The sequence below is a fragment of the Anaeromyxobacter oryzisoli genome (genome assembly GCF_022690765.1).
Classification (GTDB): domain Bacteria; phylum Myxococcota; class Myxococcia; order Myxococcales; family Anaeromyxobacteraceae; genus Anaeromyxobacter; species Anaeromyxobacter oryzisoli.
In genome coordinates this window covers 64,494-91,492 of the sequence record NZ_JALCZA010000012.1, presented here as the reverse complement: position 1 = coordinate 91,492, position 26,999 = coordinate 64,494, and the positions used below count along the sequence as shown (strand labels likewise).

General features: G+C 73.5%; 27 protein-coding genes and 1 pseudogene. 8 read left to right on the top strand and 20 right to left on the bottom strand.

The window, feature by feature from the left end; translation table 11 throughout:
- On the bottom strand, positions 1–258 hold a 258-nt coding region (locus tag MNZ27_RS06515; RefSeq protein WP_242393230.1), incomplete at its 3' end, for a class I SAM-dependent methyltransferase.
- 396 nt (positions 259–654) lie between these two features.
- On the opposite strand from MNZ27_RS06515, the gene MNZ27_RS06510 reads away from it, so the two are divergent.
- Positions 655–1,311 (top strand): outer membrane protein, encoded by a 657-nt coding sequence (locus MNZ27_RS06510; RefSeq protein ID WP_242393229.1) that lies wholly within the window; start codon positions 655–657, stop codon positions 1,309–1,311.
- On the opposite strand, the gene MNZ27_RS06505 is transcribed toward MNZ27_RS06510, so the two are convergent.
- The gene (locus tag MNZ27_RS06505; RefSeq protein WP_242393228.1) at positions 1,308–2,138 is read right to left on the bottom strand and encodes a class I SAM-dependent methyltransferase; all 831 of its coding nucleotides are present in this window, start codon (positions 2,136–2,138) and stop codon (positions 1,308–1,310) included. The two genes, MNZ27_RS06510 and MNZ27_RS06505, sit on opposite strands and share 4 nt — an antisense overlap.
- Positions 2,139–2,484: 346 nt before the next feature.
- On the opposite strand from MNZ27_RS06505, the gene MNZ27_RS06500 reads away from it, so the two are divergent.
- Positions 2,485–2,877 (top strand): YybH family protein, encoded by a 393-nt coding sequence (locus MNZ27_RS06500; protein WP_242393227.1) that lies wholly within the window; start codon positions 2,485–2,487, stop codon positions 2,875–2,877.
- A gap of 131 nt (positions 2,878–3,008) precedes the next feature.
- Here the strand turns inward: MNZ27_RS06500 and MNZ27_RS06495 are convergent, their stop codons facing one another.
- Positions 3,009–3,854: a cache domain-containing protein gene (locus MNZ27_RS06495; protein WP_242393226.1), complete on the bottom strand. Its 846-nt coding sequence runs from the start codon at positions 3,852–3,854 to the stop codon at positions 3,009–3,011.
- A gap of 373 nt (positions 3,855–4,227) precedes the next feature.
- On the bottom strand, positions 4,228–5,238 hold the full coding sequence (locus MNZ27_RS06490) for an alcohol dehydrogenase (RefSeq protein ID WP_242393241.1): 1,011 nt from the start codon (positions 5,236–5,238) through the stop codon (positions 4,228–4,230).
- A 299-nt stretch (positions 5,239–5,537) separates the two neighbouring features.
- Here MNZ27_RS06490 and MNZ27_RS23945 point away from each other — a divergent pair.
- The 3 genes and pseudogenes from MNZ27_RS23945 to MNZ27_RS06475 all read left to right on the top strand — a co-directional run.
- Positions 5,538–5,942: pseudogene (locus MNZ27_RS23945) on the top strand (patatin-like phospholipase family protein); the annotation flags it as partial.
- 682 nt (positions 5,943–6,624) lie between these two features.
- Complete coding sequence (locus MNZ27_RS23940) at positions 6,625–8,760, top strand: hypothetical protein (protein WP_242393225.1); 2,136 nt, start codon at positions 6,625–6,627, stop codon at positions 8,758–8,760.
- A gap of 265 nt (positions 8,761–9,025) precedes the next feature.
- Positions 9,026–9,451: a CBS domain-containing protein gene (locus MNZ27_RS06475; protein ID WP_242393224.1), complete on the top strand. Its 426-nt coding sequence runs from the start codon at positions 9,026–9,028 to the stop codon at positions 9,449–9,451.
- Between the two features lie 127 nt (positions 9,452–9,578).
- Here MNZ27_RS06475 and MNZ27_RS06470 read toward each other — a convergent pair whose 3' ends face one another.
- The 5 genes from MNZ27_RS06470 to MNZ27_RS06450 form a co-directional block, all read right to left on the bottom strand.
- Positions 9,579–9,992 carry a hypothetical protein gene (locus tag MNZ27_RS06470; protein ID WP_242393223.1) on the bottom strand — a complete coding sequence of 138 codons (414 nt, stop codon included), beginning with the start codon at positions 9,990–9,992 and terminating at the stop codon, positions 9,579–9,581.
- A gap of 110 nt (positions 9,993–10,102) precedes the next feature.
- Complete coding sequence (gene pgaD, locus MNZ27_RS06465) at positions 10,103–10,588, bottom strand: poly-beta-1,6-N-acetyl-D-glucosamine biosynthesis protein PgaD (protein WP_242393222.1); 486 nt, start codon at positions 10,586–10,588, stop codon at positions 10,103–10,105.
- A gap of 119 nt (positions 10,589–10,707) precedes the next feature.
- Complete coding sequence (pgaC, locus tag MNZ27_RS06460) at positions 10,708–11,973, bottom strand: poly-beta-1,6-N-acetyl-D-glucosamine synthase (RefSeq protein ID WP_242393221.1); 1,266 nt, start codon at positions 11,971–11,973, stop codon at positions 10,708–10,710.
- Between the two features lie 8 nt (positions 11,974–11,981).
- Positions 11,982–13,949 (bottom strand): poly-beta-1,6-N-acetyl-D-glucosamine N-deacetylase PgaB, encoded by a 1,968-nt coding sequence (gene pgaB, locus MNZ27_RS06455; protein ID WP_242393220.1) that lies wholly within the window; start codon positions 13,947–13,949, stop codon positions 11,982–11,984.
- 254 nt (positions 13,950–14,203) lie between these two features.
- Positions 14,204–15,418, bottom strand: coding sequence for a cytochrome c biogenesis protein CcdA (locus tag MNZ27_RS06450; RefSeq protein WP_242393219.1), 1,215 nt, complete (start codon positions 15,416–15,418; stop codon positions 14,204–14,206).
- A 383-nt stretch (positions 15,419–15,801) separates the two neighbouring features.
- Here MNZ27_RS06450 and MNZ27_RS06445 point away from each other — a divergent pair, with 383 nt between their 5' ends.
- Positions 15,802–16,374 carry an outer membrane beta-barrel protein gene (locus MNZ27_RS06445; protein WP_242393218.1) on the top strand — a complete coding sequence of 191 codons (573 nt, stop codon included), beginning with the start codon at positions 15,802–15,804 and terminating at the stop codon, positions 16,372–16,374.
- 78 nt (positions 16,375–16,452) lie between these two features.
- Here MNZ27_RS06445 and MNZ27_RS06440 read toward each other — a convergent pair whose 3' ends face one another.
- Entirely contained in the window at positions 16,453–17,820 is a 1,368-nt protein-coding gene (locus MNZ27_RS06440; protein ID WP_242393217.1) for a cobyrinate a,c-diamide synthase, read from the bottom strand.
- A gap of 99 nt (positions 17,821–17,919) precedes the next feature.
- Positions 17,920–19,290, bottom strand: coding sequence for a mercuric reductase (locus MNZ27_RS06435; RefSeq protein WP_242393216.1), 1,371 nt, complete (start codon positions 19,288–19,290; stop codon positions 17,920–17,922).
- Positions 19,291–19,821: 531 nt separating this feature from the next.
- Between MNZ27_RS06435 and MNZ27_RS06430 the strand changes: the two genes are divergently transcribed.
- A complete protein-coding gene (locus MNZ27_RS06430; RefSeq protein WP_242393215.1) occupies positions 19,822–19,992 on the top strand; it encodes a hypothetical protein in 171 nt (56 codons plus the stop codon).
- A gap of 59 nt (positions 19,993–20,051) precedes the next feature.
- On the opposite strand, the gene MNZ27_RS06425 is transcribed toward MNZ27_RS06430, so the two are convergent.
- On the bottom strand, positions 20,052–20,249 hold the full coding sequence (locus MNZ27_RS06425) for a hypothetical protein (protein ID WP_242393214.1): 198 nt from the start codon (positions 20,247–20,249) through the stop codon (positions 20,052–20,054).
- A gap of 141 nt (positions 20,250–20,390) precedes the next feature.
- On the opposite strand from MNZ27_RS06425, the gene MNZ27_RS06420 reads away from it, so the two are divergent.
- Complete coding sequence (locus MNZ27_RS06420) at positions 20,391–20,558, top strand: hypothetical protein (protein ID WP_242393213.1); 168 nt, start codon at positions 20,391–20,393, stop codon at positions 20,556–20,558.
- Positions 20,559–20,679: 121 nt separating this feature from the next.
- Here MNZ27_RS06420 and MNZ27_RS06415 read toward each other — a convergent pair whose 3' ends face one another.
- The 8 genes from MNZ27_RS06415 to MNZ27_RS06380 all read right to left on the bottom strand — a co-directional run bounded on the left by MNZ27_RS06415 (position 20,680) and on the right by MNZ27_RS06380 (position 26,845).
- Entirely contained in the window at positions 20,680–20,832 is a 153-nt protein-coding gene (locus MNZ27_RS06415) for a hypothetical protein (RefSeq protein ID WP_242393212.1), read from the bottom strand.
- 205 nt (positions 20,833–21,037) lie between these two features.
- Positions 21,038–21,721, bottom strand: coding sequence for a YkgJ family cysteine cluster protein (locus tag MNZ27_RS06410; protein ID WP_242393211.1), 684 nt, complete (start codon positions 21,719–21,721; stop codon positions 21,038–21,040).
- Positions 21,722–21,908: 187 nt separating this feature from the next.
- Positions 21,909–22,118 (bottom strand): hypothetical protein, encoded by a 210-nt coding sequence (locus MNZ27_RS06405; protein ID WP_242393210.1) that lies wholly within the window; start codon positions 22,116–22,118, stop codon positions 21,909–21,911.
- 92 nt (positions 22,119–22,210) lie between these two features.
- Positions 22,211–22,927 (bottom strand): ABC transporter ATP-binding protein, encoded by a 717-nt coding sequence (locus tag MNZ27_RS06400; protein WP_242393209.1) that lies wholly within the window; start codon positions 22,925–22,927, stop codon positions 22,211–22,213.
- Positions 22,924–23,664 (bottom strand): ABC transporter ATP-binding protein, encoded by a 741-nt coding sequence (locus MNZ27_RS06395; RefSeq protein WP_242393208.1) that lies wholly within the window; start codon positions 23,662–23,664, stop codon positions 22,924–22,926. Before MNZ27_RS06395 ends, MNZ27_RS06400 begins: the two co-directional genes overlap by 4 nt.
- On the bottom strand, positions 23,661–24,698 hold the full coding sequence (locus MNZ27_RS06390; RefSeq protein WP_242393207.1) for a branched-chain amino acid ABC transporter permease: 1,038 nt from the start codon (positions 24,696–24,698) through the stop codon (positions 23,661–23,663). Before MNZ27_RS06390 ends, MNZ27_RS06395 begins: the two co-directional genes overlap by 4 nt.
- Positions 24,695–25,570 (bottom strand): branched-chain amino acid ABC transporter permease, encoded by an 876-nt coding sequence (locus MNZ27_RS06385; protein ID WP_242393206.1) that lies wholly within the window; start codon positions 25,568–25,570, stop codon positions 24,695–24,697. The genes MNZ27_RS06390 and MNZ27_RS06385 overlap by 4 nt, the downstream gene beginning before the upstream one ends.
- 12 nt (positions 25,571–25,582) lie before the next feature.
- A complete protein-coding gene (locus MNZ27_RS06380; protein ID WP_242393205.1) occupies positions 25,583–26,845 on the bottom strand; it encodes an amino acid ABC transporter substrate-binding protein in 1,263 nt (420 codons plus the stop codon).
- Positions 26,846–26,999 lie beyond the last annotated feature (154 nt).

Sequence of the window (26,999 nt, the reverse complement as noted above, 5' to 3'; positions counted from 1 at the left end):
GGCGTCGAGGTGGTGGAACATGAGGCTCGACACGACGACGTCGAAGGAGCCGTCCGGGAACGGCAGCGCGTCCGCCGAGCCGCGCAGGAGCTCGGCCGCCACGCCCGCCGCCCGGAGCTTGGGCTCGGCCTGCGCGAGCATGTCCGGATCGGGATCGACTCCCACGAGGCGCGCCGGCTTCGCCTCGCGCCGGAGCGCGACCAGCAGCGCGCCGGTCCCGCAGCCCACGTCGAGCTGGGCTTGATCCGTTGTGGACACCCACCGAAAAGCAGATACGGTGGCCATCATGGACTAAGAGTCAACGCCCGCTACCACGATATCGCGCTCGTCGAGCGGGACCTCCTCCCACGCGTCCTCGACCGCGACGGCCTCAAGCTCGACCGATGATCGCTCCCCCGCCCTCGCCGCCGTGGCCTCGGCCGGCGGCGGGGCGCCGGGCGATGTCCGTCACGCCGCTGCGGCGCGCCCCGCTCAGCGGCGATGAACAGCAGCCAGGCTGTTCACTCAGCCTATTAGAGGCAGGGTGGGGTGCGGCAATCTTTCGTCACAGATTCTCGGGTCAGCAGAAGCGATGACACATCAGGTAAAGTGCTCGAAGTTCAGTTCAAGCCGTCCTGAGCCATTTTCAAGGCGCAGGAACACTGAAGGGCTCAAATGAAGAATCTGGTTCTCGTCGCGGCTCTTGTTCTCGTCAGCCCCATCGCTGCAGTTGCCCAGGCGTCAGCCGCTCCGCAGGAATCCGGCAACATGTCCGGTCCAGACGGACGGGCGCAGAAGATAGCCGGCGCTGAAACCGTCGGGAATGGTAGCTATGTCGCAGCGCGAGTCGGCGCCATCATTCCGAAAGCTGACGACCTGGACGGCTTCGATACGGGTTTCGCGTTCGAGGGCGTTATCGGGCGCCGGATCATCCCGAATGTCGCGCTGGAGGCATCGGTTGGATACTTCGCCATCGGGGCTTCAGCCTCCGCCGGGGGAACGAGCGCGTCCATGGACATTTCCGCCTTCAACATGGCGGCGACTATCAAGCTCATCGCGCCAGTAGACAAGGTGGATCTGTATGTACTGGCAGGCGCAGGCGCCTATTTCATTTCCAGCAAAGTCGAGGCATCGGGCTATTACTCCGGTAGCGCATCTGATGACGATACCTCTCTCGGCGTGACGCTCGGCGGAGGACTTGCGGCGCGGCTCTCGCCTCGAGTCAGCCTTGGAGCCGAAGCGAAGTATCTAATTGGTGACACGACACTATTTGGAATCTCGGGAAGCTACAACAGCATTCTCCTCGGAGGGATGCTGAACCTGCACTTCTAATCGTCGTAGGACTCCCAGGCCTCTCCGCGAGGCCTCCACGGGTTCTGCGGCTTCGAGGATGGGCGCAGAGTCGAAGCCACTGGTCGAGGAGCCAAATGGAATGCTTCGCATTTGGCGCCCCGTTGCCTGCACCGTGTCGTCTCGGAATCGGTTTTCGGCTCAGGGCTTCGAGGCGGACGCGCTCCGGACGCCGTGCCCGCTCGAGGCGTGGCCGCGAGCGCCGCGACCACGCCGCCGTACCGGCCGACCTCCCTGCACGCGAAGCCGGCCTCTTCGAGCAGCGCCGGGATCCGGCCTCGCAGGTTGTCCGCGACGTGCTCGAAGAGGCCGATGGGCCAGAAGACGGCGCGCAGGAGCGCGCTCCGCGGTGCGCCGAAGTCCACGAGGACGAGGGCGCCCCCGGGCGCGAGCAACCGACGCCACTCCCGGAGCGCCCCCCGCTTCGTCGCGGCGTCGAGGTGGTGGAACATGAGGCTCGACACGACGACGTCGAAGGAGCCGTCCGGGAACGGCAGCGCGTCCGCCGAGCCGCGCAGGAGCTCGGCTGCCACGCCCGCCGCCCGGAGCTTCGGCTCGGCCTGAGCGAGCATGTCCGGATCGGGATCGACTCCCACGAGGCGCGCCGGCTTCGCCTCCCGCCGGAGCGCGGCCAGCAGCGCGCCGGTCCCGCAGCCCACGTCGAGCACGCGCCTGCCGCCGAGCGGCCCGATCGCGCGCACCTCGAACGAACGGAAGCGCTCGCCGAGTCCGACGAGGCGGCTCAGGCGATCGTACGACGGGGTGAGGAACCGGAACCGGGCGCCGCGGATGAAGTTGTCGGACGGCATGTTCGCTCCCTCCCTGACGGTAGCGGATCGCGCGTTGCCGTGCGCTGCCAGGAGGTCGCGGCCTCGTAGCCTCGCGGCCTTCTTCGGCACGTGCCTGGCCGATCGCCTGTCGAGCGCCTGGCCCGAACGCGGCCAGCGCTGCCTCGTCGGGGCGGGACGCCATCTGCCACCGGAGCGCGATGGGCGCATCGACGCAGCCCGCGAACGCGCGAACCTGTCTCCCCGCCGGCTCCCGAGCCGAAGTCGCTATCTTTTGGCTGGCGTCGCGCGCGACCGGTGTCTCGCCACGACCTGCACCCGGAGGAGGAGCCGCGGCGTCGCCAGCCACCCGGAACCGAGGTCCTCGATGACGGTCACGGCCGAATCGGAAGCGTTCAAGCAGATCTTCACGAAGTGGGAGAACGCGCTCAACAAAGGCGACGCCGCCGCGCTGGCGAGCCTGTTCACGCCAGACGGGACGATCACCTACCCGGACGCCCGTCCCCCCAGCGTGGGCCGCGAGGCCGTCCGGACCGACACCGCGGCCATGTTCGCCCGCGAAACCGCACGCGGCGCGACGATCTCGCAGCCGGTCTTCGAGGTGCACGGTGACTGGGCGCAGGTCCTGGCAGACTTCCGAGCCACCTGGACGAGCCGCGGATCGTCGTTCCAGGAGCACAGCCGCTATTTCATGGTGGTGCGCCGGCAACCCGACGGCTCGTGGCTCCTGGCGCGCTTCACGTTCTTCCCGCTTCCCTGATGGTGAGCGAGGGTCGGGGTCGCGCCGTCGCGTTGATCGACCGGCGGCGCGGTACGCCTCCGCGGAGGCGCGAGCTCCCGCCCTCCGCGACGGCGGACGGCGGGGGCCTCGCGCCCGCTCTCGCACGCGCCTCAGCGCCCGTGCGCTCCCGGTCCCCGCTCCGCGGTCCCGCTCCTCGTGGGCCCGACGATGCCGAGCGCGTACCACCACCCGGTGACCGGGGACTTGCTGAACACCACCGTCCGCGGCGTATCACGGAACGTGTACCGCACGATCCCGCGCTCCCTCGACAGCATGTCCGTGAACGCCCGATCCACCTCCGGTCCGAACTCCTTGGGGTTCGTGAAGATCAGCCCCTCGTCCCACACGAGCGCGAGGCGCGGGGTCGCGTCGAAGGAGTAGAAGATGAGCTCCTTCCCGAGCTTCATCTCCTCGCGGATCCGGTCGCTCAGCGGCTTCAGGTAGACGGACGCGCCGAGGACGCCGACGATGGCGCCGTCGCGACCCTTCACCGGGACGGCGACGATGGCGACGCTCTTGCTCGTCGCCTTGCTGACGACGAGGTCGCCGAGGACCGTCTTGCCCGCGAGGGCCTTGGGGAAGTAGGGCCGGGTGGAGAGGTTCCCCTTCTCGCGGCCGTTCTGCACGCTCCAGTACGAACCGTCCGGCAGCGCGAACCAGTTCAGCGCGGCGGCGTTCAGCCTCCCGACCTCTCCGAGCGGGTGCTCGATGTCGGCCCACTTGCCGGAGCGCGCCTGCTCGGAGAGCGCGAGCACCTGGAGCGCGTCGGCCATCTTCTGCAGGTATCCGTCGGCGATCGCGACGAACGCCGCGAGGCCGACGTTCGCGTCCACCTCGAACGCCCGGCCCTCGCGTGCCGGCGGCGACTCGGCGCGCGCGACGCTCGTCCGCGCGGCCGCGAGCGCCAGCACCGACGAGAGCGCGATCGCGACGACACACCTCGACGCCCTGAGCATGATCTCCCCCTTCGAGTCGGGTCGAATTCCCGCCGCTGGGCAGCGACGCCTCCGTCGAGCACGCCCGCCTTCGGCTGGCTGCGACCCAACTCACGATATGGCCCGCGCCTCCCCGCGAGTGGCGGGGCTCTCGGGGTTCGACCAACGGCGTGCCCGAGACGCGGTCGCGCGAATTGGCGGTGCGCATCCTTGGCGCACGACCGCTGCGATCTCGCGCTCACGCGCTCCCATGGCCGCATGCCCTGCCGCCACCCGCTGCGCGAGCTGCGCGGCGACCGGACAGTACGGACCGACGGCCTTGCCTACCCGGTCACGCGGAGGATCTGCTGGGCGGCGACGCGCCGTCGAGGTCCTCGGCGTGCGCAGCGGCGCGCTATCCCCGGACCTGCAGCACCACCCGGAAGCGCGCGCGGTTCGTCATCATCCGCTCGAACGCCTCGTTCACCTCGGCGAGGGGGAACACCTCGTTCCGCGAGGCGACCGCGTTGAGCGCGCTGAAGGCGAGCGTCTCCTCGGAGTCCTTCGCCGTGCCGCTGGGCCAGCCCTGGATCCGCCGCCGGCCGCCGATGAGCTGGAAGGGCGTGACCTGGATCGGGTCGGCCGTCGCCCCGAGCACGAGGAGCGCGCCGTTGCGACCGAGGCCGCCGACGAGCCCCGACATGACCTGCGCGTTCGGCGCCGTGGCGAGGATGACGCGAGCGCCGCCGAGCGCCTGCAGCGCGGCCGCGGCGTCGCCGGTCTCCTGATCGACGTACTCGTGCGCGCCGAGCTCGAGCGCGAGGGCGCGCTTGTCGGCGCCGCGCGAGACCGCGACCGTCCGGAAGCCGAGCTTGCGGGCGTACTGGAGCCCGAGGTGCCCGAGCCCGCCGATCCCCTGGACCGCCACCAGATCGCCCGCCCGGGCGCCGCTGTTGCGGAGCGCGTTGAAGGTGGTGACGCCGGCGCAGAGGAGCGGGGCGGCGGCGATCGGATCGAGCGCGTCGGGGACGGCGGCGAGCGCCTCCTGCGGCGCGACCAGGTACTCGGCGTACCCGCCGTCGTAGCTGAAGCCGCAGACGAGGCCGCGCTCGCACAGGATGAAGTCTCCCGCGCGGCACGCCTCGCACACGCCGCAGTGCCCCCCGTGCCAGCCCACGCCCACGCGCTGTCCGGGGCGCCAGGCGACCACCCCGGCGCCGACCTCCTCGATGCGCCCGACCACCTCGTGGCCCGGCACGCGCGGGTAGGTCACGCCGGCGTAGGTGCCGTCGCGCACGAACACGTCCGAGTGACAGATCCCGCACGCCTCGACCGCGATGCGGACGCGGCCCGCCGCCGGTCCGGGCACCGGGCGCTCGACGAGCGTGAAGCCGGCGCCGGGCCTGGTGACCTCGACTGCTCGCATCGTCCTCACCACGCGCCACCTCCGTCGCAAGGTCCGTCGCGCGATCTGTCGCGCGCGAAGAGCGGACGCCACGAGAAGATCTCCATCACGCGCGCCGGGCGCGCCCGGCGCGACGTCCGGACGCGTTCGTTCGCTCGAGCGACGAGCGTCCGCCGCGACGTCCCCGGAGCGATCGCGATCCGACCCTCGCGGCCGCGGGTCGTCGCCCGAGGGAGCCCACGTTGCGTGCACCACTTGGCGTGAACCCGCGGAACCGCGTTCACGTCCACGTGGCGGCGCAATCCTGTCGGCGAGCCGCGATGGGCACCCCGCCCTCGAGGGGAGCGCCTCGTCACGAGCCGGAGGGTGAACCTGCACGGCGGGGATGGCGCATGAAGACGACCGAGCCGAGGCGGTGGACGGCGCTCGCCGAGGTGCTGCGGGAGGAGCTGGCGCGCATCCGGCCGCGATGGGAGAAGCTCACGCCGTCCGACGACGCGATCGAGCCGAAGGCGCTGCGCGACGTCTACGCACACATCGCGAAGCAGGCACGGGACCGACGTGACAAGCTCTCCGCGCTCTGCCTCTCGGGCGGCGGCATCCGCAGCGCGACGTTCAACCTCGGCGTCCTGCAGGCGCTCGCCCGGGCCGATCTCCTGCACCGGTTCGACTACCTGTCCACGGTCTCGGGCGGCGGATACGTCGGCTCCTGGCTGCAGGCGTGGGTCGCGCGAGAGCGCGAGGCAGCGCAACGGACGCCCCATCCAGGGTTGGACGACGGCGAGCCGGTCGGGGACGCGTCCCGCCCGAGCGCCCTCCCGGCGAGCAGACCTGCCGGGACGACCGAGGCCGAGCGCCTTCGGGCCGCGCAGGAGGCCCCCCTGAGGATCGTCACGACCCTCCTATGCCGCCCGGGCCGAACGCCCGAGGAGGCCGGGAAGGGCGAGGGGGCCGTCGGCGATCCCGTCGTGCCCGACAAGGACGCGGTCGACGATCCCCTCGTGCCCGAGCCCGAGCCGATCGATCGGCTCCGCGAGTTCAGCAACTACCTGACGCCCCGCACCGGGCTGTTCTCGGGCGACACCTGGACGGTCGTCGCCATCGTGCTGCGCAACCTGCTCCTCAACTGGCTGGTCATCGTCCCGGTGATCGCCGCCGCGGCGATGGTGCCGCAGATGGCGTTCGTCGTCGCGACGAGCCGTGTCTACCCTCCGTCGGACGCGCGCGCGGCGGCGATCCTGTCCGGCGCGGCGCTCGCGCTCGGCTTCGCCTCGAGCGTGATCGCTCACTGGCTCCGGAGCGAGCCGCGGAGCCCGCCGCTGCCGGAAAACCGGATGGGGCGACGCGTCGAGCGGCGGCTGCGGAGGCGGCGGCGGGGCTGGTTCCTTCGCGTCCCTCGCCCTCCTCGTGTCCGCGAGCGCGCTCTTCGCCCTCGCGACGATGTGGGTAGACCACACGTGGCGGATCCTGCCGGGGCTCGGGGCGCAGACCGTGGATCCCGGGATCTGGGAGCGCGCACGGCACCTCGTGATCTGGACCGTCGGCGTCCCCGTGAGCGGCATGGTCGTGGCGACGCTCGGCCGCGCCGCCGTGGGCGGGGCGGTGCCGCCGCGACGCGCGATCGTCGGCGGCGCCTTCGCGCTCGCGGTGTCCGGAGTCGCCGCGGCGTTCGCGCTCGGATGGCTGATCGGCGATCCGGCGGCGGCGCTCCGCATCGCCCCGCCGCTGTTCACGATCCTCGCGCTCCCGACGCTGCTGCTCGTCTACGTGCTGGCGCGCGCGATCTTCACCGCGCTCGAGTGCCCGTTCCTGCCCCCCGGCCCAGGCCGCCCCGCACCGGGCGACGCCGACCGGGAGTGGTGGGCGCGCATCACGGGCCGCGTGCTGGCGGTGGCCGCCGGGTGGGCCGTCGCGAGCGCGCTCGTCCTGTTCGGGACATGGCTGGTCGGCGCGGGCATCGAGGGGGCCTACCACGAGGCGCACGACGCCCTCGCGAGCGCGGTCTCGGCCGTCGCCGTCGTCTCCGGGCTCGTCACCGGCCTGCTCGGGAAGAGCCCCGAGACGCCGTCCGGGCGCCCGGGCCCGCGGACGTCCCGACGGAAGGACCTCGTGTTGAGGCTCGCCGCGCCCGCCACGGTGGCGTCCGTCGTCGTGCTCCTGGCGTTCGGGACTGCGTACCTCGCGCGGGCGATCGCGGGCTACCCGCCGTGCTTCCTCGTCGTGGAGCTCACCCCGATGTGCGAGGTGACCCGGGGCTGGGCCATGGCGCTCTCGTTCCTGGGGGTCGGCCTCTCCCTCCTCGCGATCGCCGGCTTCGCCGGGTTCTTCGTCAACGTGAACCGGTTCTCGCTCCACGCGATGTACCGGATCCGGCTCGTGCGCGCCTACCTGGGCGCCTCCAACCTCGACCGGCGGCCGGACCTCACCACCGGCTTCGACGAGGAGGACGAGCGGCTCCCGCTGTCGAGCCTGGCGCCCGCCGGAGACGCGCGCACCGGAGCGGGGGCGCGCCTCTTCCCCATCGTGAACGTCACGCTCAACCTGCTCGGCGGCGAGCGGCTCGCGTGGCAGGAGCGGCGCGCGGAGTCGTTCTCGATGACCCCGCTCTACTGCGGGAACTTCCACGAGGGCTATCGACGGACGAGGGACTACGGCGGTCCCCGCGGCGAGGGCATCTCGCTCGCGACGGCCATGGCGATCTCGGGCGCCGCCGCGAACCCGAACATGGGGTACGTCTCGACGCCCGCGCTGACCTTCCTCATGGCGCTCCTCGACGCGCGGCTCGGGGTGTGGCTGCCGAACACGAACGAGAACGGGGGCGAGGACGTGGCCCGCACCGGCCCACGCCACGCGACGCTCCACCTCGCGAAGGAGATGCTCGGCCTCACCACGCGGTACGCGCCGTTCGTGAACCTCTCCGACGGAGGGCACTTCGACAACCTCGGCCTGTACGAGGTCGTGCTCCGTCGTTGCCGGTTCGTGGTGGTGAGCGACGCGAGCTGCGACCCGCGCTACGCGCTCGGCGATCTCGGCAACGCGGTGCGGAAGATCCGCATCGACTTCGGCGTCCCGATCGAGTTCGAGCGCGAGATCGAGATCGGGCCGCGCGCGGGCCCCCCACGCGCGGGCCTGTACTGCGCCGTCGCGCGGATCCGGTACGACGTCCCGGACGGCCCCGGCGCGGGCACGGGCACGCTCGTCTACCTCAAGCCCACCGTGCGGGACGCGCCGAAGGCCGCGATCCCGTACGACGTCCGGGCGTACGCGAACGCGTGCGCGGCCTTCCCGCACGAGTCCACGGTGGACCAGTGGTTCTCGGAGTCGCAGTTCGAGAGCTACCGCGCGCTGGGCGCATGGCTCGTGGACACGATGCTCGGGACGACGCCGCTCCAGTCGCTGGCCGAGCTCGAGGACTCGCTCCGGTGGTACGTCCGGCACGGCGAGCCCATCGACGGCTCCGTCCGGGAGGCGTTCGGGCCTGCGTTCGCAGCGCGCCACGCTCCGGAGCCGGGCGCGACCGAGGTCAGGCCCCCGCTGCACTGATGCGAGAAGATCCCGGCGGCACCCTCGCTTGCCTCCGGCGCCGATCCGGCCGGACGCCGGCCCGCTCCCCGTGCGCCCCTCGCCCGCCTCCTCTGCCCCGGCAACCGCGCGGGACCGGCGCCCGCTGGCCAGGCCCCCCGTGTATCCCGGATGCCCCACGCGCCCCCCACGCCCAACGTCATGGCAGGCGAAGAGGTTCGGCCGACGCAGACCGCTCGACCGTACGCCGAGCGGACGCCGGCTCGAGGAAAGCGAGGGGTCAGCCATGCGGTGCGAAGAGATCATGAAGACCGACGTGCAGTGCGTATCGCCGAGGGACTCCGTGGAGGACGCCGCGGTCCGGATGAAGGACGAGAACATCGGGTTCCTGCCCGTCTGCGACCAGTCGAACAAGGTGCTCGGCACGATCACGGATCGCGACATCGCGATCCGGCTCGTCGCGGCGAAGATGGCTCCGAGCACGTTCGTCGAGGACGTCATGACCCGCGGCGTCGTGGCGTGCCGCCCCGAGGACGACATCCGCGACGCGGAGCGCGTGATGGCGCAGAACCACAAGTCCCGCGTCATGTGCGTGGACGAGTCGGGGGCGCTCGTCGGAGTGATCAGCCTGTCGGACATCGCCCAGCACGAGCGCGGGGGCCGCGCCTCCGACACGCTGCGCGAGATCAGCGAGCGCGAGACGCACAGCTAGGCGTCGAGGCTGACGGATCGAAGGACGAGGGACGCTCCGGGCTCCGCCGGCCATACGGTCCGTGCGCCCCGGAGCCTTCGCGCCTCGCCCCGGCCGGAAGCCCCCCGGTCGGCGAGCGCGCGCGGGATCACCCGCCCAGACCGAGCAGCGTCGCGAGGCCGCGGACGATCTGGCCGCGCCCCTGGTGGAGGAAGAGCCCGAACTGCGCGACGAGGGAGTACGCGATCCCGAACTGCGCGAGCGCGAACCCCGCGATCGTGAACTGGCTCAGGCTGAGCACGCCGATCCCGAACTGCGAGATCGTGAGGCCGCCGACGGCGAACTGACCGATGGCGATGACGCCCTTCGCCACGACCGGCCGGCGGTTCGGCCGGTACTTGAACGAAACGTGAAGGAGCGGCAGGCCGGCGATCGCGGCGCTCGAGCGATACTCGAACCCGTATCCGTCCCACTTCGCGCGCGCCGGGTACGGGGCGCCGCAGCCCGGACACGCGACGGCCTGCTCGGAGACCTCGCGACGACACTCCCGGCACGGCTTCATGGGTGGTCCCTCGCAGGGCCGCAGCGCGACCGGGGGCATCGCCCCGGGGCGGCTCGGTCCACGTGAACACGCGCGGTCGAGCGCGCGAGCGTGGCGAACGGCGCGGCGCGCTACGCCGCCACCGCCTCCTCCTGCGCGACCTCGTCCGCGGCCGCGGGGCACGCCGCCGGCGCCCGGCACTCGATCTCGACGATCCGCCCGCTGTCGTCGTGGTGCACCACGCACACCGCAGCGCGGCGGCCGGCCTGGAGCGCGTGCTCGGGGACGCCGAAGTACCGGGCGTAGTCACGCACGGAGAGCGCCGAGCTCGCCCGCAGCTTGCGCGCGGGCAGCCGGTTCCACACCAGCAGCGTCCCGGAGGTCCCGACCAGCGCCATGACCGAGCGCTGGAGGTCCACCGCGGAGCCGCTCGGCAAGAGCTGCGACAGCGTGAGGTACGAGGGGGTGCCCAGCTCGGCGAGCCACGCGGCGGACTTCAGGATCGGGGACCACAGCCACAGCCACGCACCCCACAGCACGGCGGTGGAGGCGTCGGAGAGCACGCGCCGGGGCCAGGCCAGGCGGTGACGCGCGTCGATGATGAGTGGTCCGTTCATGGTCTTACGCTCTTGCCGTGCAGCCCGTCGCCGAGGGCGGCTGCCCTTCCATCGCTACCCGTGCGCCGCCCCTTCCCCGGACCGCGCGTCCAAGAGGACGCCGGACCTCCTCGGTTCATTCAAGGCCGGAAGCCGCGATCCGGGCTGATCCAGCGAGCGCGCATGCCGCGGTGTCGCATGAGGACCTTCGGATACGCGGCGACCGTTGCCGCACAGTTGATGACCCAGAACACGATGGGGTACCAGATCATCCAGAACAGGTTTCGCCCCAGTCCGCGGTCGTGGCGACCGTCGAGCCACCTGCTGAAGGCGAATTGCAACAGGCAGGCGGCACCGAGCACCACGCCGCTGCCCCGCGGACTGAGGGGCGAACCTACCACCGGCAAGGCTCCCGCAGGAAGCACCAGGCCGAGCAGCCAGGTGGTCGCGAGTAGGAGCATGGCGTACGACCACGCTACACTGACGCACATCTCGATCAGCAGCGACCAGAGGAACCGCTGGTCCGGGAGGAGCAGCGCGCCGAGGTTCTTGAGCAGCACCTGCGCGCCGCCCATCGCCCAGCGCAGGCGCTGCTTCCACAGCCCGCGGAGCGTCTCGGGCATCAGGATCCAGACCAGCGCGTTCGGCTCGAACCGCACGTCCCAGCCGGCGCGCTGCAGCTTCCACGTGACGTCGATGTCCTCGGTCAGCATGTCGGTGCTCCAGTAGCCGACCTGGTGCACCGCGGACTTCCGGAACGCCGTGATGACGCCGCTCACGGTGAAGATCCGGCCGAAGACGCGCTGCGCGCGCTTGATCGTCCCGACGAGCGACGAGAACTCCCCGACCTGCACGCGCCCGAGCAGCGTGGACCGGTTCCGGATCCGCGGGTTCCCCGTCACCGCGGCGACCTCCGGGTTCTCGGCGAAGTGGGCCACGAGCCAGTGCGCCGCGTGCGGGTCGAGGAGGGCGTCGCCGTCGATGCAGATCAGGATCTCGTGGCGCGCGAGCAGGGCCCCGGCCTGGAGCGCCATGGCCTTCCCCTGGTTCTCCGCCAGGTGGACCACGCGCAGGCGCGGGTCCCGCGCCGCGAGGCGCTCCAGGACCTCGCCGGTGGCGTCGGAGCTGCCGTCGTTGATCGCGATGACCTCGAAGTCCGGGTAGTCCAGCGCGAGGGCCTGGGTCACCGTCTCTTCCGCGTTGTCCTCCTCGTTGTACGACGGGATGAGGACGCTCACCGGCGGCGTGTCCGGCAGCGGCTGCGGCCGGTCGAAGGGCGGGCGGCCGCGCTCGAACCGCCAGTGGAACAGCGCGGCCCCCATCATCCACAGGAACGACATGAACAGCGGGTAATAGAAGACGAACGCGAGCAGGCCGTGCCAGATCGTCTCGGGGCGGACGGACACGGGCGGCCTCAGTGCAGCACGGGAGCGTTCGGCTTCCCGTCGAGCACGGGCTTGATCACGCCCGGATCCGGATGATCCTCGAAGGAGACGTCCGGGTAGTAGCCCACGTGCTGCACGCCCATGGCGTACAGGCGCTTGATGGTGTCGGCGAGCTCGCGGCTCGGGATCGGCCGGTTCTTGTTGCGCCAGTCCACGGACTGGAGCTCGAAGACCACCTTCTTCATGGCGCCGCGATCGTCCACCGCGCCCGCGAGATCGTGGAAGAACGTCACCGGGTCGGCGGCCTTCTCCATGTACGGCATGGCCATGATCGCCGTGAAGTCGTAGCGCGCGATGGAGTTGTCGAGCGACTGCGAGTACCAGACCTCGGCCTTCGGGTTGAGCACCACCTGCGCGTAGAGGTTCCGCGCGACCTTGAGCGCCGGCTGCTCCGCGCGGACCACCGCCGCGAGCTCCATCGCCAGATCGTCGAGCGCGTTGATCTTGAGGATGGTCCAGCGGCCGAGCAGGTCGTCGCTGGCGCGGATCGCCTGCACCGATCCCGGCAGCCCCCACGCGCGGTAGGCGGCGAGCGCGAACGCGCTCGCGTCCTCGTGGTCCGACAGCGTGAGGTCGTCGTGGAACAGCAGCCCGTCGATCGGGGCCGCGCGCGCGAGGTCCTCGTAGATCTCGCGCACCGCCTGGCGCGCCCGCGGCGAGAACGGCGAGAGCCGCCGGTACCCCATGTCCACGTGGTCCTCCCGCTCCCTCGCGATCGTCTCGACCCGATCCCGCGCCGCCGGATCGCTCGCCGGCAGCTCCCACGCCAGGGCCGGCATCCACGCGTAGAGCCGCTTCACGGGCGTCCGGGTGCGGATCTGCCACGCCGTCCGGTTGAACAGGTCGGCGCGCATCGGGAGGCGGCGGGACGGGAAGTACACCGCGTCCGCCGAGCCGTTGCCGTCCGGATCGGCGAAGGCCTGCAGGTAGACCGTGTTCACGCCCATCGCGACGATGCGGTCCAGCAGGTGGCCGAGGTTCCGCTCCTGCTGCGCGGGATCCGCGTCGTACACGTAGTCGAGATCCACGTGCATGATCTTCTGGGCGCGGTCGTTGTCCGAGAGGTTCTCGTTGCGGATCGCGATCTCGCGCTCGAGATCCCACAGCGCCATCCCGCTCTCGACGAGGATCCGGCGCAGTCCCCACAGCGGCGTGTCGTGCATGTTTGCGCCGTCGTCCAGCGTGAGCCCGATGGGCATGCCGAGCCGCTCGGCGATGGCGCGGGTGACGTCGTTGTAGCGGCCGTACGGCCACGCGATGACCCGCGGCGCCTTCCCGGTGTGGCGGCGGATCAGCGCGCTGGCGTGCTCGAGGTCGGCCTGGATGCGCCTGCGGTACGCCGCCTCGTCCTCGTAGCGCTTCGCCTCCGCCAGGTACCGGCGCGTGGTCGCGGCCGGCTCCATGTTCCCCTGGGGGTTCCCGGGGATCCCCCGGTGCAGATCGAAGCTGTGGCTGCCGATCTCCACGAGCCCGCTCTCGGTCATCTCGCGGAGCTCGCTCCACGTCAGCAGCTTCCCGCGCGGCAGCTCCTTGCCGTCGAAGTTCACCGTCCCCTGCGCCTCGAGCCAGCTCCCCACGACCGCGATGACGGCGGGGATCCGGAACGTCTTCAGGATGGGCCAGGCGTGCGTGTACACGGACTGGTAGCCGTCGTCGAAGGTCACGAGCACGGCCTTGGGCGGCAGCGGCCTCCGGTCCTTCCGGGCGGCCAGCACGTCGGCGACGCTGACGAAGCGGTACCCCTGGTTGCGCAGCCAGTCCATCTGCCGCACGAAGTTGGTGGGCGTGACCGCGTACATCGGCTGCAGCGCCTCGGCGCGGTCGCAGACCTCGTGGTAGCTCAGCACGGTGAGCTCTTCGGCGGTGTCGGCGCTCGACGCCGGGGCGGGCAGCAGGAGGAGCAGCGCCCAGAGGAGGGGCACGAGTCGCGTCGTCATCGGCGTGGGATCGTCCGTGAGGGTCGAGGTACGGAGGCCGGACGTGAGCGGCGGCCCGACCAGCGAGGCTGGCGATCCGAAGACGCGTGCGGCCGCGGCATGATCGCAAGGGTGGCCGCACGCCGTCAAGGCGGGCCACGGCGGCGTGACCGCACGTGTTCTCCGGACCGCCGATCCCGGAAGCGGCGAAGCGGCGGCCCTGTTTCGTTCACCGCGCGGCGCCGGTCCTCTGTCGCGGCGCTCTCACCGGGCCGTCAGCCCCTCTCCGCCGGCTCGCCCGCCGGGGGCAAGCGCGCCGCGCAGAGCCGACCGGTGGCGAGCTCGAGCGCGGCGGCGACCGCCTCGACGGGCTGGGCGCCGACGAGCCGGCGCAGCTCGTTGCCCGACGCGTCGAGCACGAGGAAGGTCGGAACCCCGCGGATGGCGTGCTGGCGGGCCAGCGCCGCGCCCTCGGGGTCCTCCACGACGCGGCGCACCACGTGGACGCCGGGGCAGGCGCGCTCGGCCTCCGCGACCACCGGCTCCATCCGCTTGCAGACGGGGCAGGCCCGGCCCACGACCTCGACCACGGACGGCCCGCCCTCGGGAGCCGGGGCCGCGCCCGCCCGCGGCTTCGCCTCGGCGCCGGGCGCGGGCGGGGCGACCGGGCAGGCCGCGGCGCTGGCGCTCGCGGCGCTCGAGCCGCACGCCATCCCCTCCTCCGGCGCCCTCGCGGTCCCGGTCGGCGCGGGCTGCCCGGAGGACGCGCCCGCCGCGGCCGCCGGCGCCTCGGCGCCGCCGGGGAGCGCCAGCGCGCCGAGCCGGTCGGCGGCGAGGAGCGCTCCCACGGCGACGAGGAGCGCGCCCGTCGCGAGCTCGACCTTCCGCAGGTGAGGCCTCACGGCGTCGAGGAGCCGCAGCGCGCGGGGTGCGAACGCCGCCGTGACCAGGAGCGGCGTCACGAGCCCGGCCGCGTAGATCCCGAGGTAGAGCGCGCCGCGGAGCGGGCTGGCCCCGGCGCTCGCCGTGTACGTGAGCACCGATCCGAGGACCGGGCCGATGCACGGCGTCCACCCGAGCGCGAACGCGCCCCCGAAGCCGAACGCGGCCAGGAGCGATCCGCCCGGCGCGACCCGCGCCAGCCAGGGACGCCGCTCGCGCTCGAGCGCGGGCAGCCGCAGCACGCCGAGGAACCTCAGGCCGAACAGGACGGCCACGCCTCCGGCGATCCGGAGCAGCGCCTCGCGGTGCGCCGCGAGCAGCGCGCCGGCCGCGCTCGCGCCGAGGCCGAGGGCGATGAACACGGTCGCGAGCCCCGCCGCGAACGCGACGGCGGTCGCCAGGGTCCGCCCGCGCGCGGCGCCGGCCCGGACGTCCGCCACGGACGCGCCGCCGAGGAGCCCGAGGTAGATGGGCACGAGCGGCAGGACGCAAGGCGACAGAAAGGTGAGGACGCCAGCCACCAAGAGGCCGGGGATGTCGAAGCTCATGGGACGCGAGGCTCCTCGGGTGATCGAGCCGGCGCCCCGTCGAACGGTTCGGCGAGCACCCGGCTTCCCCCGCTCCCTCCCCGGCGCGAGGCGGGCGCCCGCCCCTCCGCTCCCCCTTCAGGGGCGCGAGAGATCAAGGCGAGACCGTTCCCCGAGACCGCGCGCCTCCCCCGGCCGTCGGAGGTGAGCGGGCGGCCCGCGGCGCCGGGCGTGGCGAGGGCGTTCGGACGGACCGGTGTCGGGATCATGAACGACATGTGCGCGGACCTGACGAACACGGCGGCGCGCGCTCGCGGAAAGGCGCGTCGTTCCGCGCCGGCGCGAGGAGGCGCGCGCGATGCAATGCGTGGCGCCCGTTGCTGGACAAACAAGGAGCACAACCAATGAAGAAGATGTCCGTCGCAATCGCCGCCCTCGCCGTCCTCGCGAGCCTGCCCGCGCAGGCGCGCGCCCAGGAGAAGTCGCGCCGCTTCGAGATCGCGCCGCTCGTCGGCGCCTACCTGCCGACCGGCGGCCAGCGCGACATGCTCGACGACTCGGTCCTGGCCGGCCTCACGGTGTCCTACGACGTCATCCCGTACGCGGCGGTGGTCGGGGCGTTCTCCTGGGCGCCGACGCACGCGAAGGGCGTCGGGAACGGCGACCTCGATCTGTTCCAGTACGACCTGGGCGTGCAGGGCCAGCTCCCGATCGCGCTCTCCGGCGACCTCACGCTGAAGCCGTTCGTCGGCGTCGGCGCCGGGGCGCGCACGTACAGCTTCCGCGATCTGAACGTGGACTCCGAGACCGACTTCGCGGGCTACGTCTCCGCGGGCGCCAGCCTCCAGTACCAGGCCGTCGCGGTGAGCCTCACCGCCCGCGACTACCTCACCCCGTTCAACGGCATCGGCCGGGAGACGTCCACCCAGACGCGCAACGACCTCGCCCTCTTCGGCTCGGTCGGCGTGCGCTTCTAGCCAGGGACGAAGGCCCGCACCGCGCGACGCCCCGCGCGACCCTCGCTCCGGCGAGGGCGCGCGGGCGCGCGTCCATCCCTACCGCGCGCAGGCCTCGACGAGCCCCTCCGCCGCCGCGGGGCACGACGCCCAGTGGGCGTGCACGTAGGAGGCGAGGACGCTGCCCGCGGCGTAGCCCTCGAGGAGCGGCGCGCCCTGCCGGCCCGCCACCGCGTAGACCCGGGAGACCGAGGGCGGCACCGCGAGCTCCGAGTACCGGAACTGGTGACCGCGGAAGGTGAGGCCGGCGGGGCCGAGGATCGACGGGGCGCGGGTGGTGACCTCGGCGTAGCCGAGCGCCTGCAGGCGGTCGCGCACCACCGCGACGCCGGGCACGAGCCCGACCATGTCGTGCTCCCGGCCGTCACGGGTCCGGATCGCCGAGGCGAGGTACATGAGGCCGCCGCACTCGGCGTAGATCGGGCGGCCGGCGGCGGCGAGCGCGCGGATCGCGCGGCGCATGCCCTCGTTCGCGGAGAGCGCGGCGGCGTGCTCCTCGGGGTAGCCGCCGCCGAGGTAGAGGCCGTCCACGGGCGGCGGCGCCGCGTCGTGCAGCGGCGAGAACCGCACGAGCTCCGCGCCGAGCGCCTCGAGGCGCGCGAGGTTGTCCGCGTAGTAGAAGTGGAACGCCTCGTCCCAGGCCACGCCGATCCGGCAGCGCGGACGTCCGGCGACCGGGGCGGCGGGCGCGCTCGCCGCCCGGTCCGGCCGCTCGAGCGGGGGCGCCGACCTCGCGAGCGCGAGGAGGGCGTCCACCTCGAGCCACTCCTCGGCGAGCGCCGCCCAGGCCGCGACCGTGGCGCCGGGCAACGCCTCCGCGACGCTGACCAGCCCGAGGTGCCGCTCCGGGAACGCGAGGTCCTCGCGCGCCGGGAGCCCGCCCGCGACCGGCGGCACCCGCACCGCCTCCCGGAGGAGCTCGAGGTGCCCGCGGCCCCCCACGCGGTTGCAGACCAGCGCCCCGACGCGCAGCGCCGGGTCGAAGTCCACGAGCCCCCGCGCGACCGCCGCCGCGGTGCGCGCCATGCCCGAGGCGTCGAGCACGGCGACCACCGGCGCGCCGAGCCAGCGCGCGATCTCCGCCGTGGACCCGGCGTCGGACGCCGGCGACGCGCCGTCGAACAGGCCCATCACGCCCTCGATGATCGCCACGTCCGCGCCCGCCGCGGCGCGCGCGAACGTGGAGAGGACCGCCTCCTCCCCCATCATCCAGCCGTCCAGGTTGTGGCTCGCGACCCCGCTCGCCCGCGCGTGGTAGCCGGGGTCGAGGTAGTCCGGGCCGCACTTGAACGGCGCCACCTTCAGGCCGCGGGCCCGCAGCGCCGCCGCGAGCGCGACCGCGAGCGTGGTCTTCCCGCTGCCGCTGGAGGCGGCACCGAGGACGAGGCGCGGCACGTCGATCCGCATGGCGATGGGCGACCGATCCCGGGAGCGCGAGGCCCCCGCCGCGACGGGTCTTACCGCGGCGCCGGGGCCGGCGCGAGCCCGAACCGCGCGCCCGGCCGATCACCCGAGCGCGTACCGCGGCAGCGCCATCATCGCCGCTTGGAGCCCCTCGGCGTACGAGGGGTGGACCGCCTCCATGTCCACGAGCGCGCGGGCGGACGCACCGGCCTCCATGAGGGCGGCGAGGACGTGGAGCAGCTCGCCGCCCTCGGCGCCCACGATGGCCGCGCCGAGGATCCGGTCGGTGACCGGATCGACGAGGATCTTCAGGAGGCCCGCGCGCTCGTCCGTCTCGAGCGCGCGCGCGATCGTCGAGAAGGGCACGCTCGCGACCTCGTGGTGCACGCCCCGCTCCCGCGCCGCACGCTCGGTCAGGCCGACGCCCGCCACCTGCGGGTCGGTGAAGGCGACGTGCGGCACCAGCCGGTCCTTCCGGCCGCGGCCGGGACGCCCGATGAGGACGTCGAAGAGGAGCCGGTGATCGTCCCAGGCCGTGTGGGTGAACTGCGGGCCCCCGGCGCAGTCCCCGACGGCGTAGACGCCGCGCGCGCTGGTCCGGTAGTGATCGTCCACCACGACGTACCCGTGGGCGTCGAGCTTCACGCCGGCGACGTCGGCGCCGAGGTCGTCCGTGTTGGGACGGCGACCGGTCGCGACGAGCAGGTGCGAGCCCTCCACGGTCTCGCCCGAGGAGACCCGGACCGCCACGCCGCCCGGCGCCGCCGAGACCTCCTCCGCCGACGTGCCGAGGAGGAGTCGGATCCCCTCGCCCCGGAAGACCTCCTCGATCGCCGCGGAGACGTCCTCGTCCTCGTGCGAGAGCAGGTGCGTCGCCGGGTCCACCACGGTGACGCCCGCGCCGAACCGACGGTACGCCTGGGCGAGTTCGCACCCGACGTAGCCCCCGCCGATCACCACCAGGTGGTCCGGCACGGCGACGAGCTCCATGAGGCGGCGGTTGTCCAGCCACGGCACGGCCTCGAGGCCGGGGATGGGCGGCGAGGCGGGTCGCCCCCCGACGTCGAGGATGACGACCTCGGCGTGGTGCCGCTCCTCCCCGACCTGGACGTTGCGGTCCGGGAGCAGCCGCGCCTGGCCGCGGACGACGCGGAGGCGCTCGCCCGCCCCGGCGAGGCGCGCGGCCACCGTGTCACGCCACTGCTTCACGAGGGCGTCCTTCCGCGCGACCGCCGCCGGGAGGTCCACCTCCACCGACCCGACGCGCACGCCGAGCCGCCCGGCCGTCCGGGCGACGTGGGCGGCGCGCGCCGTCGCGATGAGGGTCTTCGTCGGCGTGCACCCCGTGTTGACGCAGGTCCCCCCGAGCTCGCCGCGCTCGACGAGGAGCACGTTCCTGCCGTGCGCCGCCAGCCGCGTGGCCAGCGGGACCCCCGCCTGGCCGCTCCCGATCACGATGACGTCCAGGTCCACGCCCCGCCCTCCTGGTGGAGACGCCCGTCGAGCGCCCGCGTCGTGAGTGGCCCCCGCGCGAGAAGCCCCCGCGATGGTCCGTACGCGGGCCCGATGACGGAACCACTAACGCCGCGCGCTCAGCCGGCCCCGTCGCAACGAGGGGGCGAGGGCAAGCCCTTGTCGTTTCCGCCGCATCGGTTATGATCCCGCACGTTCGAGGCGCCGTCGGTCTGGAGCATCGCGGTCCGGCTCGGCGTTTCCACCTTCTCCACGAGATCGCCCGACGCGAGCCTGGCCGCCCGGCCGGCGCGCCGACGGGCTCCCGGCCGGCGTCCAGGTCGGGCGAACGGTGGACGACCGCCGCAGCGGCCTCGACGGCAGCCTCGAAGCGAGGAGTCACCCACGTTGGACAGACCACATCGAGATCAGAACCGCGGGCACCGCGGGCGTCGCCGGGATCGGCGCGGCCCCTACCCGCACCGTCCGTCATCGCCGCCCCCCACCCCGCTCACCGAGGACGGCGTCCCGGCGGCCATCGCCGACGCTCCGGTGGCCTCGCCGGTCGTCTTCGTGTCGGACGCGAGCCGCGCCCGGTTCCCCTGGCTCCCCGGGCGCGTGATCGCCGGGAGCGTCTGGCGCGGCGAGGGGCACGTCCGCGTCCGCGTGGACGAGCACGGCGAGGCGACGCCGTGGCGCTGCCCGGCCGCGGTCGCCCGGTAGCGCGACGAGGGCCGAGGCCCGGCGTCGCGCACCGGCCGCCGCGTTACACCACGACGCCGTCAGCGAACGGTCGGGTCGCGATGCGAGCCGAGATCGGCCCAGAGCTGGTCGAACCGCGCCCGTAGCGTCTTCGCGCGGTCGGCCCGTGCGTCCATCATCTCGTCCACGATGCGGCACAGCTCCGCACGCATCGCCTCGGACCCTTCGCTCATCCGGGTGGGGACGTTCGCCTCGTGACCGATGTCTTGCATCGCCATTGTGACGCTCCTTTCGCCCGTGGGCTGCCCGAGCGGGGGACCACCCCCCGGCCGTGCGCGCTCATCATGGGGATGGAGTTCACGTTCGGCTATGGTCGGAGGGTGACTTTCTCCAACCAGACCGATCCCTCGCAGGGTCATATGCGACGAATCGCCACACAGATCGGCGTCGTCGTGAGCGCCTTCGTGGTCTTCCTCTGCGGATGGCTCGCGATGCGCGCCGACGCGTGGCCGAAGGTGATCCTGTACTCGCTGCTCGCGCTGGTGGCCGCGGGGCTCGCCTCGTACTTCCGGCGCGCGACGCGCTGACCGGCCGCGCCACACCCTCTCGGCGCCGCGGCGCGGGAGCTCCCGCGCGACGGCACGGCACCGCCTTCACCCTCGGCGACACGCGCCGGAGGTCGAGGACGTCACCGGGATGGAGAGGGGATCAGCGGGTCCTTCGGTCCATCAGGTTCAGCACGAGAGCCATCCGACCCCCGGAGACGTGCAGCTTCGCGAGGCGGCGCCGGGCGAGAGCCTTCGAGCCGACGACGTAGACGACCACCGCGAGGACGACACCGGGGAACAGCGCGGACTGCATTGCGGCACTCCTGATCGCTCAGGGCGAGCGACGAGAACGGCGCGCATGGCGCGCGCCGAGGCACCGCGGGGACCGTAGATCCGGTGGCGCCAGGCGGTCAAGGTGGCCCCGCGAGATCCCTACCGCCATAGGGCGTGGCGGTGCCGCCCGCGAGTCCTGCGCCCCCTGCTCCCGTCGAGTCGCTCGAGGACGAGCGGCGATGGCGTCACTCGAGCGGCAGCCGCTGCCCGGCCGCGAACGACGCGGCCCGCCCCGGGTCGGCGAGGAACACCCCGACCATCCCCGACACGTCGCGGGTGCGGGCGTCGAGGCCGCGGGCGGCGAGCGCCTCGGCCAGCGCCGCCAGCGCCTCCTCGTGGAGCGTGCGCTGCAGCAGCCCCATCCGCACCAGGCCGGGCCCCTCGCCGCTGGCGCGCTCGGCGAGCGCCCTTTGGCACTCGGCGGGATCGAGGGAGGTGACGCCGCGACACGCGAGCGGGCGGACCGGGTGGATCCCGCACTCGCCGCGCTCGTCCAGGAACGGGCACGCGAGCCGGGCCCGGATGCGCTCCGAGTCCTCGAGCCAGCGGACGCGGTCGTGGAAGGCGAGGAGCGCCGTCGCGCGGTGCCGCGCCTCGTCCGCCCCGAGGCGGCGCCGCAGGAACGCCGCGATGGCCGCGCCCTCGATCCCGATCGTCCCGACGTTGACCGTGCAGCAGGTCTTGCACCCCGGGCCGCACGCCGGCGGCGGCTCCCCGGGCGGCCGCGCCCGCAGCTCGATCGCGAGCCGCCGCTCGATCGCCGCCATCAGCTCGCGGAGCGCGTCCTCTCCCCGGTGCGTCTCGCCCAGGATCCGCTCGGCCATCCGGCCGACATCGCGGCCGCACTCCGCCACGCGCTCCGCGTCCATGGCACCTCCGCGCGCCATGATGCCACGATCGCCCGGCCTCGACGGACCGTGCGCCGCCTCGGCACCCCTCCTGAGGCGGCCACCCGCGGAGGTCGTTCGCGATCGCCATCCCGGCGCCGGCGCATGCCCTCCGGCGCCCACCTCGGCTCGAGCTCTCTCCGGGGAGGCCGCCGGCGCGACGGCCTCCTCACCCGCCGGACTTCGCCTGCGTCGGCGCGCCCGACGCGGCGGCGCCGCGGGCCTCGTGCTCGTCCCAGCAGCGCCGCAGCTCCTCGCCCAGGTCCTCGAGCTTCGGGTAGACGTCCTTGCGCGAGACGATCTGCTGACACTGGATGCACTGGTGGAGCCCGCCTTCGACCGGCACGATCCAGGAGATGTGATGGACGCAGGTCGGCACGGCCCGCTCGATAGCCGCGCGGCCCCGGCCGGACACGCCTCGACGGGGGCGTCGCCTCTCGACGAGGCCTCGAGAGCCTCGGTCTCCTCGGGCTACAGCCCGAGGTACGCGGCGCGGATCCGGGGATCGGCGGCGAGCTCCGCCGCGGTCCCCTCGAGCCGCACCCTCCCCGTCTCGACGACGAGCCCGCGGTCCGCGATCTCCAGCGCCTTGCGGAGGTTCTGCTCGACGAGGAGGATGGTCACGCCGCCTCGGTGCAGGCCCGCGACGACCTCCATCACCTGATCGACCACCACCGGCGCGAGGCCGAGGCTGGGCTCGTCGAGCATGAGCAGCCGGGGCTCGCTCATGAGCGCCCGGCCGATGGCGCACATCTGCTGCTCGCCGCCGGAGAGGCTGCCGGCGAGCTGCCGGCTCCGCTCGGCGAGGCGCGGGAACAGCTCGAGCACGCGGGCGAGGTTGCGCCGCGCGGCGCCGCGCGACCGCCGCCCGTAGGCGCCGAGCTCGAGGTTCTCGCGCACCGTGAGCTGCCCCCAGAGCTCGCGCCCCTCCGGGACCACGGCGATGCCGCGGTCGCTCCGGGCCGCGGCGGGGAGGTGGAGGAGGGACTCGCCGCGGAGCCGGATGTCGCCCCGGCGCGGCGGCCGCAGCCCCGAGATGGCGCGGAGCGTGGTGGTCTTCCCGGCGCCGTTCGAGCCGAGGAGCGTCACGATCTCGCCCTCCCGGACGGTGAAGGAGAGCCCGTGCAGCACCTGGACGTCGCCGTAGAAGACGTCGATCCCGTCCAGCTCGAGGAGGGGCGCGCTCACGTCCGCGCCTCCGCCGCGCCCTTGCCGAGGTAGGCCTCGATCACCCGGGGCTCGCGCACCACGTCCAGCGGTCCGCCCTCGGCGATCTTGTGCCCGTGGTCCAGGACCACCACCCGGTCCGAGAGCGTCATCACCGCGGGCATCACGTGCTCGATCATCACGACCGAGATCCCGCGCTCGTCGCGGAGCCGGCGGACGAGCGCCGCGAGGGCCTGGGCCTCGGCCGGGCTCACCCCGGCGATGACCTCGTCGAGGAGCAGGACGCGCGGCGCGGTGGCGAGGGCGCGGGCGAGCTCGAGCCGCTTGCGCCCCGCGAGCGTCAGCGTCGCCGGGGGCTGCCCGGCGCGGTCGGCGAGCCCCGCGAAGGCGAGCGCGTCCGCGGTCCGCTCGGCGACGCCGCCGCCGGCGCGGCGCGCGCCGTGGATCGCGCCGACCGCCACGTTCTCCGCCACGGTGAGGTTCGGGAACGGCCGCACGAGCTGGTGCGTCCGCACGACGCCGGCGCGGACCACCCGGTGGGCGGGGAGCCCGCTCAGGCGGCGTCCCTCGAGCAGCACCTCGCCCGAGGTGGGCGCGAGCGAGCCCGAGATGAGCGCGAAGAGCGTGGTCTTCCCCGCCCCGTTCGGCCCGATCACGCCGAGGATCTCCCCGTCTCCCAGCGCCAGGTCCACGCCGTCAACGGCCCAGAGGCCGCCGAACCGCCGGGAGATCGCGCGCGTGGCGAGGAGCGGCGTCACGGCGCGAGCCCCCGCCCCCCGCCGCCCGCGCCGGGCGGCGACGCGGGGCCGGCCGCGGACGTGACCAGGGGCGCGGGAGGGGGCCCGCCGCGCCCGAGCCGCCGTGCGACGCGGAGCGCGAGCCCGGAGATCCCGAGCGGCTCGAAGAGGATGATCAGGACGAGGAGCAGGCCGTAGAGCCCGAGGTAGAGCTGCGGATACGACGCGAGCAGGAGCTGGTGGAGGATGACGAACACGATCGCGCCGAGCACCGGGCCGAGGACGGTGCCGACCCCGCCGATGACGCACATGAGGACGAAGGAGATGGAGCGATCGAAGCCGAACAGGTCGTTCGGCTCGATGAAGCTGAAGTACGAGGCGTAGAGGCCGCCGGCGATCCCCACCACCGCGCCGGACAGCGCGAACACCAGGTCCTGGTGGAGCGTCGCCGAGACGCCCACGTCGGCCGCGGCCTCCACGTCCGCCTTGATGGCGAGGAGCTGGAGGCCGAACCGGGAGCGCCGGATCCCCCAGGACGCCGCCACGGCGGCGGCGGCGAGGGCGAGGGCCCAGGAGTAGAGCGCCTCCTTCCCGCCGGCGACGATGGGGAGCGACAGCCCCGAGGCGCCGCCGGTGAAGCGCTCCCAGTAGGTGAAGACGAGGCGCGCAGCCTCGCCGAGGCCGATCGTCGCGATGGAGAAGTACGGCCCGCGGAGGCGCAGGGTCGGGTGCGCCCCGAGGGCGAAGATCCCCGCGGCGAGGCCGCCGGCGAGCCAGGCGAGCGGCGCGGGGAGCGGCGTCGCGAGGAGGAGGCGCGCCGCGACGAAGCCGCCGATCCCGAACATCGCGGCGTGGCCGAAGCTCACCTGGCCGGCGAAGCCCCCCATCCAGTTCCAGGCGAGGGCGCCGGCGATCATCACCAGGGCGAGGGTGACGAGGTTCAGCGCGTAGGGGTCGAGGACGAGGGGGAGGAGCGCGAGGGCGCCGACCGCGGCCGCGAACGGCAGCGCGGCCCGGAGCGGGATCCCGGCGAGCGATCGGCGCGCCCGGCTCACCCGAGCACCCGCTGCCCGAAGAGGCCGCCCGGGCGGACCACCAGGACGATCACCAGCATGACGAACCCGACCGCGGCGGTGAGGTAGGACGGGAGCACCAGGATCGCGAACACCTCCACCGTGGCCAGGATCAGCGCCGCGACCGCCGTCCCGACGACGCTGCCGAGCCCGCCGAGCACCACCACCACGAAGGACTTGAGCAGCTCGCCCGCGCCCGACGCGGGGTTGAACGCGAAGAGGGTCGCGGAGAGCACGCCGGCGAGCCCGGCGAGCGCGGTCCCGAGGCCGAAGGTCACGGTGTAGACGCGCTCGACGTCCACGCCGACCAGCGTGCAGCTCTCGGCGTTCTGGGCGGCCGCGCGGATCGCCTTCCCGAGGTAGGTCCGGTGCAGCAGGAGGTGGAGCGCCACCGGGATGACCAGGGCGATCCCGAGCACCGCCAGCCGGTTCACCGACACCCACGTCCCGAGGAACGGCACCGCGTGCGTCGAGTAGGAGGTCCGGATCGCCTGGTCGTCGCCGGTGAAGAGGAGGTAGGCCGCGTTCCGGAGCACGAGCCAGACGCCGAACAGGAGCAGCAGCGAGGCCGGGCCGCCCGCGGCGCCCCGGGGCAGGTGCCGGACCAGGCCGCGGTAGAGGAGCGCGCCGAAGGCGTAGGTCGCGACGAGGACGAGCGGGATCGAGAGGTACGGGTCGAGCCGCAGCCGCCCGTGCAGCACCCACCCCAGGTAGGCGCCCGCCATGATCACGCCGCCGTGGGCGAGGTTCACGACGCGCAGCACGCCGTAGACGAGCCCGAGCCCGTACGCCATCGTGGCGTAGAGCCCCGCGAGGAGGACGGCGGAGATCGCGAGATCGAGCAGCCGGGCCATCGTCCCGCGTGGCTACCTCGCGCAGCGCGGGTTCGGGACGACCGCCCTTCCGGTGGCGGAGTCCTCGGGGTAGACGATGGGCGAGGTCCCGTCGGCCAGGTTCTGCTGCACGACGAACGGATAGTGGGCCTGCTGCCCCTGCCCCGCCGGGAACGAGAGCTGGCCCCCCGGCAGGATCGAGTCCAGCTTCAGCGCGGCGAGCGCGCTCCGGACCGCCTCGCGGTCCACCTTCCCCGCCTGCTGGATCGCCGCGAACAGCGCCCGCGCCGTCTCGTAGCCGAGCGCCTGGTACCACTCCGGCTCCCGCCCGCCGCTCCGCGCCTCGTAGGCGTCCACGAACGCCCGGGTCGGACCGCCCTTCCGCGCGAGCTGCGCGTTCCACCACACGGCGGAGAGGATCCCCGTCACGTTCTCCCGCCCGAGCGCGTCCGCCGCGGCCTTCTCCGCCCCGCGCGCGCCGTAGCTCACGACCGGGTGGCAGAGCCCCGCGCTCACGTACTGGCGGTGCATCGTGATGAAGTCCGGCAGGTGCGCGTCGGCGAGGAAGAGGTCCGCGCGCGCCGCCTTCACCTTCTCGAGCAGCGCGCCGAAGTCCTTCCCGCTCAGCTCGAAGGACTCGTCCACCACGATCTCGTAGCCGCCCTTCGACCCGGCCACGAACTCCCGCACGCCGCGGCGGAAGTCCTTCCCGTGCGCGGTGTTCTCCCAGACGAGCGCGACGCGCGCGGGCCGCGGCAGCTTGCCCGCCTGCTGCTGCGCGTCCACGAAGCCCATCAACGTGGTGCCGAGGAGCTCGACCGGCGCGAGGAGGCCGAAGAGGTACCGGTAGCCGCGCCGGTAGATGTCCGTCGCGCCGCCGCCGCCGTTCACGTAGGGCACCTTGTTCTGCTCGGCGACCGTGCTCTGCGCCTCGACGAGGTGGCTCGCGTACGTGCCGAGGAGGAGGTCCACCTTGTCGCCGTTGACGAGCCGGTCGGCGAGGCTGACCGCCGTCGCCTGCGAGGAGGTGTCGTCGAGGAGGACGAGCCGGACCGGGAGCCGCTTGCCGCCCACCTGGAGGCCGCCCTGCCGGTTCGCCTCCTCGAAGGCGAGGTCGTAGCCCTCCTTGTAGAACCCGCCGATGCGCGACTCGGCGCCGGTGAGGGGCAGCGTCGCCCCGATCCGGATCTCCTTGCGCTCCGCCTGCTCCCGCGATCGGCACGCCACGGCGGCGCCGAGCGCCGCGAGGAACAGGACCGTGACCGTGGACCACCGGTGAAGGGATCGAGCGGGCATCGGGCCTCCGGAGCGCGCGCGTCGCGCCACGCACGCTGGTCTACGAAGCGGCCGGCACGCCCGCAGCCGGCCCGCGCGTCACGGGTGGGCCGGATCGCCCGCGTCCTCCGCGGTGCACCCGCCGCCTGGCGCGCCGTGCCCTGGACGGCCGCTC